The 14782-nt window shown below is 70.8% G+C and carries 10 protein-coding genes, 1 tRNA gene and 6 pseudogenes; 9 read left to right on the plus strand and 8 right to left on the minus strand.

From position 1 onward, the window contains the following. Positions 1 to 117: 117 nt before the first annotated feature. Together ACNJ93_RS33225 and ACNJ93_RS33230 are read right to left on the minus strand one after the other, a co-directional pair. Positions 118 to 858 carry a carbonic anhydrase gene (locus tag ACNJ93_RS33225; RefSeq protein ID WP_418961187.1) on the minus strand — a complete coding sequence of 247 codons (741 nt, stop codon included), beginning with the start codon at positions 856 to 858 and terminating at the stop codon, positions 118 to 120. A gap of 127 nt (positions 859 to 985) precedes the next feature. Next, positions 986 to 1358, minus strand: a pseudogene (locus tag ACNJ93_RS33230) (DUF4916 domain-containing protein); the annotation flags it as partial. Here ACNJ93_RS33230 and ACNJ93_RS33235 point away from each other — a divergent pair. Both ACNJ93_RS33235 and ACNJ93_RS33240 read left to right on the plus strand, forming a co-directional pair. Beyond that, positions 1341 to 1550 (plus strand): annotated as a pseudogene (locus ACNJ93_RS33235) (trypsin-like serine protease); the annotation flags it as partial. The pseudogenes ACNJ93_RS33230 and ACNJ93_RS33235 sit on opposite strands and share 18 nt — an antisense overlap. 146 nt (positions 1551 to 1696) lie before the next feature. Next, positions 1697 to 2317: an L-threonylcarbamoyladenylate synthase gene (locus tag ACNJ93_RS33240; protein WP_418961188.1), complete on the plus strand. Its 621-nt coding sequence runs from the start codon at positions 1697 to 1699 to the stop codon at positions 2315 to 2317. Between the two features lie 81 nt (positions 2318 to 2398). Here ACNJ93_RS33240 and ACNJ93_RS33245 read toward each other — a convergent pair whose 3' ends face one another. The 4 genes from ACNJ93_RS33245 to ACNJ93_RS33260 all read right to left on the minus strand — a co-directional run bounded on the left by ACNJ93_RS33245 (position 2399) and on the right by ACNJ93_RS33260 (position 8430). After that, complete coding sequence (locus ACNJ93_RS33245) at positions 2399 to 3064, minus strand: hypothetical protein (protein ID WP_418961189.1); 666 nt, start codon at positions 3062 to 3064, stop codon at positions 2399 to 2401. 574 nt (positions 3065 to 3638) lie between these two features. Next, positions 3639 to 4283, minus strand: a complete 645-nt coding sequence (locus tag ACNJ93_RS33250; protein WP_418961190.1) for a hypothetical protein — start codon at positions 4281 to 4283, stop codon at positions 3639 to 3641. A 215-nt stretch (positions 4284 to 4498) separates the two neighbouring features. Beyond that, positions 4499 to 5503: an ABC transporter substrate-binding protein gene (locus ACNJ93_RS33255; protein WP_418961191.1), complete on the minus strand. Its 1005-nt coding sequence runs from the start codon at positions 5501 to 5503 to the stop codon at positions 4499 to 4501. A 260-nt stretch (positions 5504 to 5763) separates the two neighbouring features. Beyond that, on the minus strand, positions 5764 to 8430 hold the full coding sequence (locus tag ACNJ93_RS33260; protein WP_418961192.1) for a SpoIIE family protein phosphatase: 2667 nt from the start codon (positions 8428 to 8430) through the stop codon (positions 5764 to 5766). A 538-nt stretch (positions 8431 to 8968) separates the two neighbouring features. Between ACNJ93_RS33260 and ACNJ93_RS33265 the strand changes: the two genes are divergently transcribed. From ACNJ93_RS33265 to ACNJ93_RS33275, 3 genes and pseudogenes are all read left to right on the plus strand, one after another. After that, positions 8969 to 11032, plus strand: coding sequence for a SpoIIE family protein phosphatase (locus ACNJ93_RS33265; RefSeq protein WP_418961193.1), 2064 nt, complete (start codon positions 8969 to 8971; stop codon positions 11030 to 11032). Between the two features lie 324 nt (positions 11033 to 11356). Further along, positions 11357 to 11525: pseudogene (locus tag ACNJ93_RS33270) on the plus strand (transposase); the annotation flags it as partial. A gap of 37 nt (positions 11526 to 11562) precedes the next feature. Then, positions 11563 to 11636 (plus strand) — tRNA-Met (locus tag ACNJ93_RS33275). 118 nt (positions 11637 to 11754) lie between these two features. On the opposite strand, the pseudogene ACNJ93_RS33280 reads toward ACNJ93_RS33275, so the two are convergent. Beyond that, a pseudogene (locus ACNJ93_RS33280) lies at positions 11755 to 12122 on the minus strand (SGNH/GDSL hydrolase family protein); the annotation flags it as partial. Here ACNJ93_RS33280 and ACNJ93_RS33285 point away from each other — a divergent pair. The 4 genes and pseudogenes from ACNJ93_RS33285 (at position 12113) to ACNJ93_RS33300 (ending at position 14562) form a co-directional block, all read left to right on the plus strand. After that, a complete protein-coding gene (locus ACNJ93_RS33285; protein ID WP_418961194.1) occupies positions 12113 to 12562 on the plus strand; it encodes a hypothetical protein in 450 nt (149 codons plus the stop codon). The pseudogene ACNJ93_RS33280 and the gene ACNJ93_RS33285 sit on opposite strands and share 10 nt — an antisense overlap. Positions 12563 to 12663: 101 nt before the next feature. Next, complete coding sequence (locus ACNJ93_RS33290; protein ID WP_418961195.1) at positions 12664 to 13287, plus strand: hypothetical protein; 624 nt, start codon at positions 12664 to 12666, stop codon at positions 13285 to 13287. Positions 13288 to 13299: 12 nt separating this feature from the next. Further along, a pseudogene (locus tag ACNJ93_RS33295) lies at positions 13300 to 13457 on the plus strand (IS110 family transposase); the annotation flags it as partial. A gap of 868 nt (positions 13458 to 14325) precedes the next feature. After that, entirely contained in the window at positions 14326 to 14562 is a 237-nt protein-coding gene (locus tag ACNJ93_RS33300; protein ID WP_418961196.1) for a hypothetical protein, read from the plus strand. A gap of 28 nt (positions 14563 to 14590) precedes the next feature. Here the strand turns inward: ACNJ93_RS33300 and ACNJ93_RS33305 are convergent. Further along, positions 14591 to 14752, minus strand: a pseudogene (locus ACNJ93_RS33305) (LLM class F420-dependent oxidoreductase); the annotation flags it as partial. Between the last annotated feature and the right edge of the window lie 30 nt (positions 14753 to 14782).

A 14782-nucleotide genomic window follows, 5' to 3' on the forward strand; every position in this document is an offset into this window, starting at 1 on the left:
GGAAGAGCTACCCCTGGCGCCTCCCGAAATGGCCCTTATGCCGCACGGGTTGGCGGTTGGGCAGGTGCTTCGGTCGAGGTCTCCCGCGTCACGGGTGAGGATGTGGTGCCGCGGCCGTCAGGCCACGCGGTGGACGAGTTGGCTGGTCAGTTCGTAGCGGGCGCCGACTATCGCGAGACGTCCCGCCTCGACCTTGGCGGCGAGGTCGCTCTCCGCCGCGAGCCGTGACCGTACGAGCCGCACCTGCGCCGAAACCGTCGCGTCGACGCGCGCCGGACCCTCCACCGAGTGGTCGATCGCGGGCTTGATCTGGTCGGCGAGGTACTGGATGTGCGCGGGCAGCTCCTCGCCGGTCTCCTCCGCGTGCACGGCGGCGGCGACGGCGCCGCACGACTGATGCCCGAGCACCATGACGAGCGGTATGTCCAGCTCCAGCACCCCGTACGCCACGCTGCCCAGGACCGCCTCGTCCAGGACCTCGCCCGCGGACCGGACGGTCATCAGGTCGCCGAGACCCTGGTCGAAGACCAGTTCCGGAGGCACGCGCGAGTCGATGCAGCCGAGTATCACGGCGAAGGGGTGCTGGCCCGAGACCAGCTCGCGCCGGACCGCGCGCGTCTCGTGGGGGTGCCGCTCGCGGAAGGTGCGCCAGCGGCGGTTGCCCGCGTCCAGCCGGCGCAGGGCAGCCTGCGGAGTGGTGGGGCGAGGTTCGGCGACTCCGGCGGCGACGGACGGCGAGGCCGCAGCGCTGGGGATGTCGAGCGCCCAGGCGCTCGCGCCGACAGCGGTGCCGGCCACGGCGGCGCGCAGGAGGCCGCGCCGGGACGTCGGAAAGAGCGGTTCAGAAGAGTGAGCCATGTGACGAAACGTAAAAGGTCGCCACCGTGCCACCGGACCGGATTACCGAACACACAGTTCGTCTTTGACCGTTCTTGGATGAGAACGGCACCTGAAGACCGAAAGCCGTCAGGTGCCGTACGCGGTCTCAGTAGGTGAGTCCCACATGAGCGAGCGCCTGCTTCAGCAGCACGCCCTGCCCGCCCGGCATCTCGCTGTGACGGCCGGCGAGGCCGTTTCCCGCGGGCTGAAGCAGACCGGGTCCCGGGCGTCCTGCCGCGGACGACAGTCCCCGGTCACCGGCACGACATACGCGAGCGACACCGCATGCCGGCGTGGGTCGTTGAACGGCGTGATCCCAGCCGTGGGGAGGCACTCCGCCACCGTGAAGGGCTGCAGGACGCCGGAACGCGGGGGAGCGCCACCGGACCCAGGTCCTTCTCCCGGCGCCGCAGCAACGCGTCACGCACCCGCTCGTGGTGCATGACCTATCCGGACACCGGAGTCCGGCTGATCACCCCTACAGCAACGGCGACATCGGGTACGGCCTCATCCAGACCAACGTCAGCGCCGAGCCCGGCGACAGCGGCGGCGCCCCTCTTCTCGGGCACACGGCGCTCGGCCGCACCTCGCGCGGCGGCGGCAACTGCTCCTCCGGCGGCACCACGTTCTTCCAGACGGTGACGCAGGCGCTGAGCGCGCGTACGGCGTGAGCGTCTTCTGATCGTGTCGTGCACACGAGGGGCGGCTCGCAGACCAGAGCCGCCCTTGGTGCGAACTCGGGCGACGAACCATTCGATCGGGTATCCCGATCGCCGTCGGCCTCCCCAGCGGGAGGCCGATCCCTTAGGGTCGCCGGATGGCGAAGTACTTCGATGTCCACCCGCAGACCCCCCAGCCGCGCATCATCGGCACCGTGGCCGACAGCCTCCGGGCCGGTGCGCTCATCGCGTATCCGACGGACTCCTGCTTCGCGCTGGGCTGCCGGCTCGGCAACCACGACGCCCTGGAGCGGATCAGGTCGATCCGCAGCCTCGACGACCGACACCACTTCACCCTCGTCTGCAAGGATTTCGCGCAGCTGGGGCAGTTCGTCCACGTCGACAACGACGTCTTCCGCGCCGTCAAGGCGGCGACGCCGGGGAGCTTCACCTTCATCCTCCCCGCCACCAAGGAGGTCCCGCGTCGCCTCATGCACCCCAAGAAGAAGACGGTCGGGGTCAGGATCCCCGAGCACGCCGTCACCCAGGCGCTCCTCGCCGAGCTCGGGGAACCCCTCGTGTCCAGCACGCTGCTCCTGCCCGGCGAGCCGGAGCCGTTGACGCAGGGCTGGGAAATCAAGGACCGGCTGGACCACGTGCTGGACGCGGTGGTGGACTCGGGCGACTGCGGCACGGAGCCGACCACGGTCGTCGACTTCTCCAGCGGCGAGCCCGAGATCGTACGCAAGGGCGCAGGGGACCCGTCACGTTTCGAGTGAGGACGTCCCGCGTCGGACATGGAGTCGCGACCCCGGCCCGGCGTCCTTCCGACGCTCGTGGCCGGGGCCGACGCCCGTCGTTCAGGGGGTGTACGCGGCGTCGGTGTGGCTGACCTCCACCATCGTCGGCTCGGTGACACGGAAGACGGCGGTACGCCGGATCGTCACCACGGCCGCCGGCTCGGAGTCGCCGCGCGTGAGGTAGACGACGGTCGCCCGCCTCGCGGGCGTCGCGGGAACGTTGATCGACTCGACCGGGGTGCGGTCGCCGAGCGAGGCCGCGGCGGCCGGCACGGGGGTGCCGCCCTCGTTGCGCCAGGTGACCAGGCCGTAGAACTTGCCCGTCCCGCCGGTGGTGACCTTGATCGCGCCGACGGCGTCCGCCGCCGGATCACCCGTCACATCACCGATTCCGCACGGCGGTTGCAGCTCGATCACGACGCCGTCCCCCTCCCAGCGGCCGTCCGTGAGGGTGATCCCGCCGTCGGGGCCGTCGGGCAGGTCCAGCGAGGAGTTCTGCAGCTCCGCGTTCCGCAGCTGACCGCAGGTCAGCGCTTTCGCGGGTCCGCCGCCCGGCTTCTTCGGAGCGCCGGGAGAAGGCTTCGCCGGTGTGGCCGGCCGCGGGGGCTTCGCCCCCGGGGTCTCCCCACCGCTCCCCGCGTCCCGGCACCCCGTGACAGCCGTCGCCATGGCGACGGCCGCGACCAGCCAGGCACCCCGTCTCCGCCAGGTCCCGCTCGTGTTCATCGCAGCTCCCCCTCGGACCCTCGCCGTGCTGCGTGCACAGTCGATACCGCCGTAGACGCGCGCCTCCCTACCGCGGTTGCGGTCATCCGGCGGAAATGCCCGAATGGCCGCCGGCCACGGAAACCGTGGCGCGGGGAGCCGCGTGGGCGCGCGGCCAGACCTCACACGGCGCGGGGGAGCTCCTCACCAGGACGGCCCCGAGGGGGCTGGGCCACCCAGGCCGGGAACACCCGCGGCCGCGTGCCGAGCCGCCCCGTCGCGCCGACGCGTCCGATGGGCAGCGACGTGGAGGAGGCGTACATTCACTGCGCCAAGCACATCCCCCATCTGCAGAAGGCGCCCCCGCTCGGCGCGGGCCGCTCGTGGGGGACGGACGACGTCCGGCGCAAGGGCGGCGACTTCTTCGGCGCTGCCGCCGAGGCCCCAAGCGCGGGCCGTTCGCGCCTCTGCCCCGCGAGGACGCGGCGACTTGGCGGGCGGCGGCCGAGAAGGCCCGGGAACGAGCCGAGAAGCGGTCGGCTCCGAGTGAGGACGAGGCCTTCCGCGGCTGGTTCGACACAGAAGCCCCGGCCGTTCAGTGCGCTCCGTCCCGCCGGTCGACCTGAGACGCGTCGATGGCGGCTCCGGTCCGGTCGGCCTCCCACCAGAGATCGAGGATCGCCGAGCTCTCCTTGAGCACGTGCCCGAGCGCGCCCGCCAGAACCAGGCTGAGACCCCAGGACGTCGAGCACCAGACCGCCCAGGCGAGCCAGCGGGCGGGGCCGTGGCCGTCGATCGCGGCCCAGAGGAAGTTGAGCGTCAGCGCCGTGCAGAGCACGATCGAGGTCACGACCCACGTCGAGACCGCGCGCCTCCGCGACACCAGAGACGCGGCGAGACCCGAACGGTCACCTCGCTGACACGGCTCCGGCGGCGGCTCGGCACCGGCCTGACGCGCCGCCAGTTCCTGCCGCAGCGCCTCGACTTCCGCCGTCGCACGGTCCCGTGCTCGCTTCAGCAGCCTGTTCATCTCGACGAAGCCGAGCGGGAGGATGAGCGCGATGGCCGCGGACGTCATCGCGGCGAAGTCGTCGGTCATGCGCAGGCGGTCCTCGTCGAAGACGGCGAAGACAAGGGGGACGCCCACCGCTATCGCGAAGATCGCCCCAGCCATCACCAGCAGCGTCAGAAGGCTGTAGACCAATTCGCCGTTCTCGCATCTCGTCTTCGTCTCCGTCACGGCCCCTCCCTGGTCGTCCGCACTCTCTCAGTGGAGATGCCCCCTGGGGCCGGTGAGTTCCCAGGGCCCCTGCGCCGCAGGTCACGCCTCTGGCGCGGCCTCCGTCAGGAAATCCGCGAAGTCCTCCGGGGCCAGCACCTCGACGCCCGACTCCTATGTCTTGACCGCCTCGGAGATCGGGCGGGTGCATGCCTGGCCAGGAGAGCCCTTGGCCCTCAGCTCGAGACGGCCTCGGCCCAGCCGCGATTGACGGTCTCTCTTGCCTTCTCCCTCTGCGCCTCCGTCGGAAACGTCGGCGTGCCCTCGACCGTCGGCAGTTTCTCCGCGGCGGCCTCGTCGAGGGTGCCGTCCTTCTCCATGGCGTCCATGAGGACGGGGCGTGCATAGGCGCCGAGCCGGAGGTTCTGGCCCTCCGGGCTGAAGACGTACTCCTGCCAGAGACGTGCCGCCGCGGGGTGCGGAGCGTGCTTGTTCACCCCGTTCGCGTAGTACTGAGCGAAGCTGCCGTCGAAGGGGATGGCGGTCCGCCAGTCGACGCCGGTGCCATTCTCGCGGAACTCGTCGGCGTATCCGAGGTTGAGGAAGTCCCAGTCGATGCTGATCGGGGTCTGGCCCTTCGCGATCGTGGCCGGGGTGGATTCGACCGGGATGAAGTTGCCGTTCTTGCTGAGCTCGGCGAAGAAGTCGATCCCGGGCTGGATGTCGTCGAAGGAGCCCCCGTTCGCCAGGGCCGCCGCGTAGACCCCGGCGAAGGCGGAGCCGGACCTGGTGGGGTTGCCGTTGAGCGCGACCATGCCCTTGTACTCGGGCTTGCGCAGGTCGGCGAAGGTCGCGGGGCAGGTCTTGACGCGCTTGGCGTCACAGCCGATCGAGATGTAACCGCCGTAGTTGTTGTACCAGCGGGCCCGGTCGTCCTTCTGTTCCTTGGGGATCTCGTCGTACGCGGCGACCTTGTACGGAGCGAGCAGGCCCTGCCGTGCCGCGGACTGCGCGAACGAGCCCCCCACGTCGATCACATCGGGGGCGCGGCCTCCGCCCCTGTGCTTCTTCATGGCGTTGATCTCGTCCTGGCTGGTGCCTTCCGGGTTCTCCACGATGACCTTGATCCCGTACTTCTTCTGGAAGCCGTCGATCAGTGCGCCGTAGTTGGCCCAGTCGCTCGGGAGCGCGATCGTGTTGAGCGAGCCCTCTTTCTTCGCCGCTGTGGTCAGTGCTGCCATGCCGCCGGCGTCCGCGGCGGAGGTGGCCACCGCGGGCGCTCTGGGCGCGGTGCTGGGCTTGTCTCCGCATGCGCCGAGGGGCGCCGCGAGGACCAGGCAGGCGGCGGCGGAGGCTGTGCGGAGACGAGGTGCGGGCACAAAGGCTCCATAACGGGCGGTCGCGTACTGATCGAGGCCAGCGTACGTTCGGCGGCCTCGGCGGCGCAGTCCCAGACGGTGGTGTCCACTGTCTTCCCTGCGGCTGCCGTACCGGGGGATTCTCAGAACCCCTCGTCGTCCCACCCGGCCAGGAGCGCCTCCCCGAGATCCATAGCGGGCGGTGCGGCCCCGTCGTGGAGGGCCTGCTCGCTCCAGATGATCTTGCCGCGGGCGGTGTAGCGGGTGCCCCAGCGCTCGGCGAACTGCGCGACGAGGAACAGGCCGCGACCGCCCTCGTCGGTGGCCTCGGCCCGGCGCAGGTGCGGGGAGGTGCTGGACCCGTCGGAGACCTCGCAGGTCAGGCTGCGGTCGTACAGCAGCCTCACCCGGATGGGCTCGGTGCCGTAGCGGATTGCGTTGGTTATCAGCTCGCTGAGGATGAGTTCCGTGGTGAAGGCGATGTCCTCCAGGCCCCAGTCCGCCAGTCGGCGGGCGCAGGCGTTGCGCACCGGGGACACCGCCGCAGGGTCGGGGCGCACGTCCCACTCGGCGATCCGCGCGGGGTCCAGTCGGCGGGTGCGGGCGACCAGCAGCGCGACGTCGTCGCTGGGCCTGGTGGGCAGCATCGCGTCGATCACCGCGGTGCAGGTTTCCTCCGGGGTACGGGCGGGCCCGGCCAGGGCGGCGCGCAGCGCTGCCAGGCCCGCGTCCGGATCGCGGTCGCGGCTCTCGACCAGCCCGTCGGTGAAGAGTGCCAGCCGGGAGCCTTCGGGCAGGGTGATCGTCATGGTCTCCATGGGCAGGCCCTCGCCCAGGCCCAGCGGCGGGGAGACCGGCACCTCGGGGAAGGACACGGTTCCGTCGGGGTGGACCAGAGCGGGGCCCGGATGCCCGGCGGTGGCGGCCGTCACCTGCCCCGAGACGGGATCGTAGATGGCGCACAGGCACGTGGCTCCAGTGATCCCCTGCCACTCCTGCTCGTCGGTGTCGATGTGGGCGACCAGCTCGTCCAGGTGGCTCAGGAGTTCGTCCGGGGGCAGGTCGAGGGTGGAGAAGTTGTACACGGCGGTGCGCAGGCGGCCCATGGTGGCGGCTGCGTGGAGACCGTGGCCGACGACGTCGCCGACCACCAGGGCCACGCGGGTGCCGGGCAGCGGGATCACATCGAACCAGTCACCACCCACACCGGCCTGGGCAGCCAGATAGCGGTGCGCGACCTCGACGGCGGACTGCTCCGGTACGCCCCGGGGCAGCAGGCTGCGCTGCAGGGTGACGGCCATGGTGTGCTCGCGGGTGTAGCGGCGGGCATTGTCGACGGCCAGTGCCGCCCGGGCGGTCAGCTCCTCGGCGAAGGACACGTCCTCCTCGTCGAACGGCGGGGAGTCCTGCCCCCGCCAGTAGCCGGCCATCCCCAGCACCACGCCCCGGGCCCGCAGGGGCACGGCGATCAAGGAGTGGATGCCGCGGTCCAGGATCTGCAGGGCGTTGGCCGGGTCCCGGGTCCGCCAGCGATGGGTGGCGCGCAGGTCCGCCTCCAGGACCGCACGGCCGTCGGCCAGCCCAGCCGCCATGGGGTCGGTGGGAACGAACCGGATCAGCTCGCCGACGGGGTAGAGCGGGTGGTCGCCCTGAAGGCCGGCGGCGGCGGTGCGGCGCATCTCGGTGCTCGCTTCGGTCGGCTCCTCGCCGCGCAGCACCGGGTCCAGCAGGTCGACCGTGACCACGTCGGCGAGCCGTGGGACCGCCACCTCCGCCAGTTCCTCCGCAGTGCGCTCGACGTTCAGCGTCGTTCCCACCCGCAACCCCGCGTCGTAGAGCAGCTTCAGCCGCTCGCGGGCCACCTCGGCCCTGCCGGAGAGTGCCCGCAGCTCGGTGGTGTCCCGCAGCGTGACGACGGTCCCGGCCTGCCCGTAGGGGGCGGTGGGCCGGATGTTCACCGACAGCAGCCGATCGGCCGCCACGTGCAGCTCGTCGGTCGCGGAACGGCCCGAGGCGATCGGTTCGGCGATCCCCTCCTCCAGACCCAGGTCCGTGACGGGGAGACCTTCCGCGTCCACGGGCAGACGCAGCAGCCGCCGCGCCTCGTCATTGGCCAGCAGCAGCCGTCCGCCGCCGCCGACGATCAGCACGCCCTCTCGCACCGCGTGCAGCACCGCGTCGTGGTGCTCGTACATCCTCGTCATCTCGACCGGTCCCAGGCCATGGGTCCGGCGCAGCAGCCGGCGGCTCACCAGAGCGGTTCCGCCGGCGGACAGGGCGAGCACCGCGGCTGCACTGCCGAGGACGACCGGCAGCTGCCGGTTCACCATGCTCTGCACGTTCTGGACCGTGACCGGGGAGGAGACGATGGCGATGACGCGGCCGTCGGAGTCCTTGACGGGGACCACCGAGACCACGGACTGCCCCAGGGACCCCTCGAAGGTCTCGGTGAAGGACTGGCCGGCCGCCGCCTTGGAGAAGGGGCCGACGACGTGCTTCCCGATCTGCCGTGGGTCGCTGTGGGCGAGGGTGACTCCGGAGAGTGAGTACACGTTGATGCCGTCGACCCCGGCGATCTTCCGGGCAGCCTCGGCGCTCGGCTGCAGCACTGCGCTCGGATGGGGGCTGCGCAGGGCCGCGACGATTCCCGGAGATTGCGCGAACGTTCCGGCGGCGGCGAGCGTACGGTGCCGGGCGTCCACCATGCCGGCGCTACGGGCTTGCACCACGAGGGCCACCACCGCGGCGGCGACGAGCAGCATCACGACGGCCAGCTGCAGGAGGAACACCTCGCCGGCCACGCTGCGCACGCTCAGAAGGGAGGACAGACGCTGCGGCCGCCGCGCCCATCCCTCGGGGGGCTGGTCGTGCTCCTGACGCTCCTGGCGGCTTCCTGACCGGGGACGCCGAGGGGGAGAGGAAGAACTCGTGGTCGAGCCGAGCAGCCGACGTCGGACTTGTCCAAGTAGGTCGCTCATACTTTATTTTCTGACCTCTATGGACCGACGGCAGCGGGGAGCGACGGTCGCCGAGCCGGCGATCCGGGTCCCCTCCACAGAGCGAGGGTGTGGCGCGGCGCGTGGGGGCGCGGGCGGGATCCGGGCCGCCGCCGATGTGGATCCCACGCGCACACACCGTGCAAGAAGTCGTGCTGGTTCAGGAGAACGGAGGGTGGACGGGACGAGCTCGACGACGTGCCGGCCGCCGTGTCGCCCTGCTGCGCTGAGCGAGCCGCCGGCGGCCGGAGGCGTTTCTCTCGGCTCAGTCCTCGCTACGGCGCGCTTCGCGCCGCGGAATGCCCATGGTGTCCGGATAATGGATGGAACGGCGAGTGGAAGGGGACATCTCGTGCCATCGGCTCGGCCGGGGGGCGAGGAGACCCACGGCCCGTTCTGGTCCGAGCCGGGGACGCTGCTCGAGCACGTGCCCGTGGCCGTATTCGGCCTCGATGACGGGGACCGCGTCTGTTACTGGGGGCCCGGTGCGCGGGACCTCTTCGGATATGACCCCACCGCCGTCCTGTCGAGGCCCGGCGCCGTTCTCTTCGCCGACGGGCCTCCGGGCGCCCCTGATCCGTGCGCCCGGCTGACCGAGCGAGGCCGGACCCAGGGTTACTGGAGGGGGCGGCTGCCGGCCCGGCATCGTGACAGCACCGTCTTCGACTGCGGCTTCCGGGCCTTCTCCGTGACCGGATCCGGCGGACCTTCGGTGGTGATGGTCCTGGCGAGCCGCAGTGACGAGCTCGATCGGGTCAAGACCAACCTCGCCTTCCTCGACGCCCTCTTCGAGACGTGCCCCATCGGCCTGGTCATGCTCGACCAGGACCTCCGGTACGTCCACCTCAACCAGGCGCTCGCCGACATGGACGGTCTGCCGATCGAGGCCCACCTCGGGCGGCGCATGGACGAGATCATGATCATGTCCGACGGCGGTGAGTACCAGCGCATGCTCCGCGGCGTCGCCCTGGGCGGAGCACCGGTCGTGGGGACCCTGGTGGGCATGCGTCCGAAGGGACATCCGGACCGTGACCAGGTGCGATCGGTGAGTTTCTTCCCCCTGAGCCAGGCGGTCGGCTCGCGCCCCGGAGTGGGCGGGCTGATGCTGGACGTGACCGACCGGGAACAGGCCATCCTGGAAGCCACCGCCAGCCGTCGACGGCTGGCTCTGCTGGACGGGGCCTCCACTCGCATCGGGACCACCCTGGACGTGAATGTCACCGCCCAGGAGCTGGTCGACGCTTCGATGCCGGACTTCTGCGACGGTGCCGTGGTCGAAGTCGTGGAGTGGATGGACGAGGCAGAGGTCTTCGACCCGGCGCGACCGCTGTTCACCCGCAGAATCGCCTCCGGGACGATCCTGCCCCCTCCGGCCACCGAACTCGTGAGCGGGGTGGAGACGGTGCGGTATCCGCCCGGCTCCGTCATCCACGACATGCTGAGGACCGGTCGCGCCGTCTCCGCCGTGGTGAACGAGGAGTTCCTTGCCCGGACCGTCCTCATCGAGTCACGCGCGCGGCTCTTCGCCGAGAGTGGATTGGCCTGCATCCTCGTCGCCCCGCTCATCGCCAGGGGTACGGTCCAGGGAATCGCCATGTTCGGCCGGTCCACGGGCCGGCCGGCCTTCACCCGGGACGATGTCAGCCTGGCCGGTGAGCTCGCCTCACGGGCCGCGATCTGCCTGGACAACGCCCGTCTGTACAGCCGCGTCCAGGACATCGCCCTCACCCTGCAGCGGGCGTTGTTGCCCAGCGCGTTGGCGACCAGCCCGTACGTGGACGTGGCCCACCGGTACGTACCCGGCAGTCGGATCACCGAGGTCGGCGGAGACTGGTACGACGTGATCAGCCTGTCCGACGGCCGAGTCGCCCTGGTGGTGGGCGACGTGATGGGGCACGGCGTGTCGGCCGCCGCCGCCATGGGCCGCCTTCGTATCACCGCCAAGGCTCTGGCCAGGCACGACAGCGAGCCCGACGACCTCCTCACCGAGCTCGACGCATGCGCCCAGGAGGCCGGTATCGAGCTGGCGACGTGCCTGTACATCGTCTACGACCCGAAGAGCGGAGGAGCCCGCATCGCCAGCGCCGGCCACCCTCCGCCCCTGGTGCTCCGGCCGGACGGCACAGTGGAGACCATCGACGACGTCCTGGGAGTCCCTCTCGGCGTCGGCGGCTGGCCTTTCCAAACGATCGAGATCGAACTCCCCGGGAACGCGAGTCTCGCCCTGTACACCGACGGCCTCATCGAGACACGAGGCGCGGACCTCGAGGTCGGTCTGAAGGCATTGCGCGCCGAACTGGGCAGGGCCCAAGGCCCGTTGGAAGCGATGGCGGACGGCATCCTCGCGAGCCTGCTGCCCGCCCCGCCGGCCGACGACGCGGTTCTGGTCCTCGCCCGCGTCCGCCGCGCCCGTTGAGGAGGCGCCGAGTCCGGTGTGTCCGCGTAGGCGAGCGTTACGCGCGGGCCGGCCACCCGGCCGACGTGGTCACGGTCCGTCGTGACCTGCTACGGGCCCGCCTCTCGCCGACCGCCAACCAGCCCCAGAAGGGCCGGTACGGCGACTCGGTGCTGTGGTCGACGCACACACCGCCGTTCGGGGCGAGGCCGGCTCACCCAGCACCTACCGGTGGTCGAACAGGTCCGTCCGTGGCGTCGCTGGCGTCGTCCAGCAGGTGGCTCACGAGCCACTCGGCGGTCTCCACCGGATCGGGCCGGGCGGTCAGGCAGGCCCTCCAGCTGAGCCTCGGCCAGGGAGGTCTATCGCGCCGACGTGTCCTGCCGGACGGTCTCCACGATCACCGACAAGGTCCCGGAGGGAATGGCCGAGTGGCCGCCCCCTCGACCCTGTCTGTCCGGTCGTGTTCATCGATGCGATCCATGTGAAGATCCGCGACGGTGCCGTGGCCAACGGTGGTGCCGTGGGTGGCGTACAGTTGGGCCTTCCGACGCGGGGTGGAGCAGCTCGGTAGCTCGCTGGGCTCATAACCCAGAGGTCGCAGGTTCAAATCCTGTCCCCGCTACTGAAGTGCCATGAGGCCCGGATCCTGTGGATCCGGGCCTCATGCGTGCGCCTCCGCCTCACGTCGGCCGTCCGGTTCTCGTCGCCCGGGCCGGCGAGGCCTCCCCGTCGTAGAACCGCGACAGCAGACCGATCGTCGCGTCGGTCTCCGCTCGCAGCCGTGCGACGACGGCTCCCGGACATTGTCGGAACCAGCCGGCAGACGGGCGATCGGGGAGCTGTTTGCGCTTCATGACCTGCTCGACGGAGTAGCCGGCGAGGCTCGCTCGGGCGTCGTTGGTCCCGATCAACACGGTGATCACATCGGGCGGGTCCGCGACCACGGCGGCGAAGCGCTGCAAGAGGTTGTGGGCGAAGTCGCCGTTGGCGCCGAAGCGGGCAAGCTGCACCGCACGGGGAGGGGGGCGTCGTCCGAGAAGATCCAGGCAGTCGACGCTGAACTGCGCGCGGGTGAGGCTGTCGCCGGGCACGCGATGCGTGTCGCCACGGCGCTTCCCCCGGGCCGGGCGTGCCGACGTCGCCTGCTCCTGCCGAACCGGCGCAGCTCCTTCGTTCAGGACCGATTCCCCGACCTGGACGCCGATCAGTTGCCCAGGGCTGGTCCTTGACGGCGAGCTCGTCACTCGGGAGACCTGCACCGGCCGGTCCTTCGAAGCGCTCCAGCGCCGAGCCGCCGTCCGCGACCGCACCGCGCTCGCGCTCGCCGCGAAGCGCCCGGCGTTCTTCATCGCCTTCGACGCCCTGCAGATCCATGGCTTCGAGCTGCTGGCCCTTCCCCTGCGCGGAGCGCCGCCGAGACCTGGAGGTCATCTTCGCCACCCAACACTGCCCGCGGCGTGGACGCTGTGCCCGATGACCACCGACCGGGCCAGGGCTCAGGAGCGGCTGGAGGACTGGACGGTCGTCTCCGTCGAGGCCCGGTCGTGATGAACATGACCAGCGCTACTAGGCTGTGCGCCGGGCGACCCAGACGCGGGGGTCCCAAGGGGGCGGGGAACAGGATGTCTGTAGAACATCACATAGCGGGGATGCTCCAGCAGATCGCCCGTCAGCAGGACATCGTCGAGATCGCCCCCCAGGGCTCCACGCCGAAGGCGGCCGCCCTGGCGCACGTGGCGGAGCAGTACGGCTACTCGTACGGCATGGCGTACAGGACCGGGTTCAAGAACTCGCTCGTCCAGGTCCGGATGTACCGCGACCCGCAACCCGAAGCGCGCGTCCGCGAGGCGGCCACCATCACCGCCTATCCGCAGGCGGGCAACGGCGGGACAGTGCCGGGGCTGGAGCAGGGCTCGCTGAAACCGCTCCCCGAAGCGGCCGGTGCCGTGGCGGTGCTGAAGGACCTCGTCACCTTCGACGTCATGGCCCAGTACGTCGCCGACCGGAGCCAGAAGGTGAAGGGCTACCTCGCCTGCGCGGTCCTGACCGTACTCCTGCTCATCGACAGGTCGCCGGTCGAAGCGGTCGCCTCCGGCGGGGCGGTCGCGCTGCTCTTCACCGTGGCGTTCCAGGTGGGCGCGATCCGCCGTGGGAAGATCGCACGGCGGCTGACGGAGGCCGGATTCGTCGCGGTGCGCGACGAACAGGGCGGCCAGCGATTTTTGCGCCCGGGACAGCAGTTGCCCGGCCACACCAACCCGTTCGCCGCCTGAGGCCCTGGTCAGCGGCGCAAGCAGGAAGCGGTCTGGAACCGGCAGCAGGTCGCCGATCAGCTGCGGTCCCTGCTCAGGGAGTACTTCCGGCGATGATCCAGGCGTTCAGGGACAAGCCGGGAACCCTGCCCCGCCCCGACGCCCGCTGCGTCCTCGCCGTCGCACCCAGCTTCGGCCTGCAGGACATCGTCGACCGCAAGTGGACGGCCCGGACGCCATCTGCGGCCTGAGCGGCATTGCGTTCACCGCCGCTGCGGCCGACGGCCGAGCCCGAGGCGCTACGCCCGGCCGGACCGGTCACCCCGGACGCGTACCCGGAGAGGTCCCGGTGACCGTCGAGGCGCTGAGGTGAGGGGACAGTCAGCGAGCCTTGAGCTCATGCTGCCGATGGACCCGATGATGCCGCCGGTGCTGGCGAGGATGATGAGCCCTCCGATGACGTAGCAGACGGTCGAGCTGGTCGAATTGCTGGTGGTCTGCTCGTCCAGGTTCTTGCTGTCGGTCTGCTCGCCGCCGGAATAGGTGACGCAGGTGTCGCCCTCGTCGCGGCCCCTGCTGGCAGTGAGCAGGAGCCGTCTATCGGCGTGAGGCAGATGGCGGTCAGGGGGTGTCCGGACCCGCTCGTGACGATCCCCGCAGGCCAGACCAGAACGAGCACCGTTGACATGCCCGGAAGGCCGGCGGGCAATCTCTGGCGGCTTCGTCACCTTCAACGACGGTTCGACGTTCGTGACCGCATCCGACGCAGGGACGGCCAACACGTGGGACGCCCGCGGCTCCGCCCCCCGGGCCGCGGTCGGGAGGTGTCCAGGCCGTCGTCTACTGCGCACCGTGATGACATGCGGTAAGCCGTAGACGGCACTTCTGCACAACACCCTGCGCCCCTGGCCCTGCTGGTCGGGGCCGCAGAACAGATGGTGCCTGAAGGTTTCTCCGGTGAACCCGTTCACCCACCCGGTAGAGCCTGGCACCCATCTGCGCCACGCCGACCCTCGGCGGCCGGTTTCTGTTCGGCGTGATCAAGAACCTGTGCCGCGGGTGACCGCGCTCTCCCTCACCCAGCTCCCGCTCACCGTTCGACCGGCCACGGTGCACGCGGCGTCGGCCGCCGCCGAAGTCCCGATCATGGACCAGAACTATGCCGCGATGCCGATGCCGATGCCGCTGCCGACGGCCAAGGCGATCGACGTCGTCGCCGTCACCGCGCCGAAGAAGGAGTGCCTGCTGTCCGTGTGGTCACGCGGCTCTTGGCGGATCGAGCCGACGTGGGGCTGAAGTCGCCTGCCGGAGACCGGAGGAACGGTCAGGCGCCCAGTTCCGCCAGCACCCGCAGGGTCGCCGTGTCCGGGGCCGTGACCAGGAGGTCCGTCACTGGGCCCTTGCTCCATTCGGCGAGCCACTCGGCGAGCCGTTCGGCAATCCATTCCCTCGGGTCGACCAGGGAGCTCTCGCCGGCGAAGGCGGCGACCGCGACTCCCTCGGCCTGTTCCAACAG

This window comes from Streptomyces tritici (assembly GCF_048500665.1).
GTDB classification, from domain to species: Bacteria; Actinomycetota; Actinomycetes; order Streptomycetales; family Streptomycetaceae; genus Streptomyces; species Streptomyces tritici.

Excerpts from the sequence above, each read along its gene's own strand:
- ACNJ93_RS33245 (WP_418961189.1), bottom strand. The coding sequence starts at position 3,064 with ATGAACACGAGCGGGACCTGGCGGAGACGGGGTGCCTGGCTGGTCGCG.
- ACNJ93_RS33240 (WP_418961188.1), top strand. The coding sequence starts at position 1,697 with ATGGCGAAGTACTTCGATGTCCACCCGCAGACCCCCCAGCCGCGCATC.
- ACNJ93_RS33255 (WP_418961191.1), bottom strand. The coding sequence starts at position 5,503 with ATGGCAGCACTGACCACAGCGGCGAAGAAAGAGGGCTCGCTCAACACG.
- ACNJ93_RS33225 (WP_418961187.1), bottom strand. The coding sequence starts at position 858 with ATGGCTCACTCTTCTGAACCGCTCTTTCCGACGTCCCGGCGCGGCCTC.
- ACNJ93_RS33290 (WP_418961195.1), top strand. The coding sequence starts at position 12,664 with ATGCTCCAGCAGATCGCCCGTCAGCAGGACATCGTCGAGATCGCCCCC.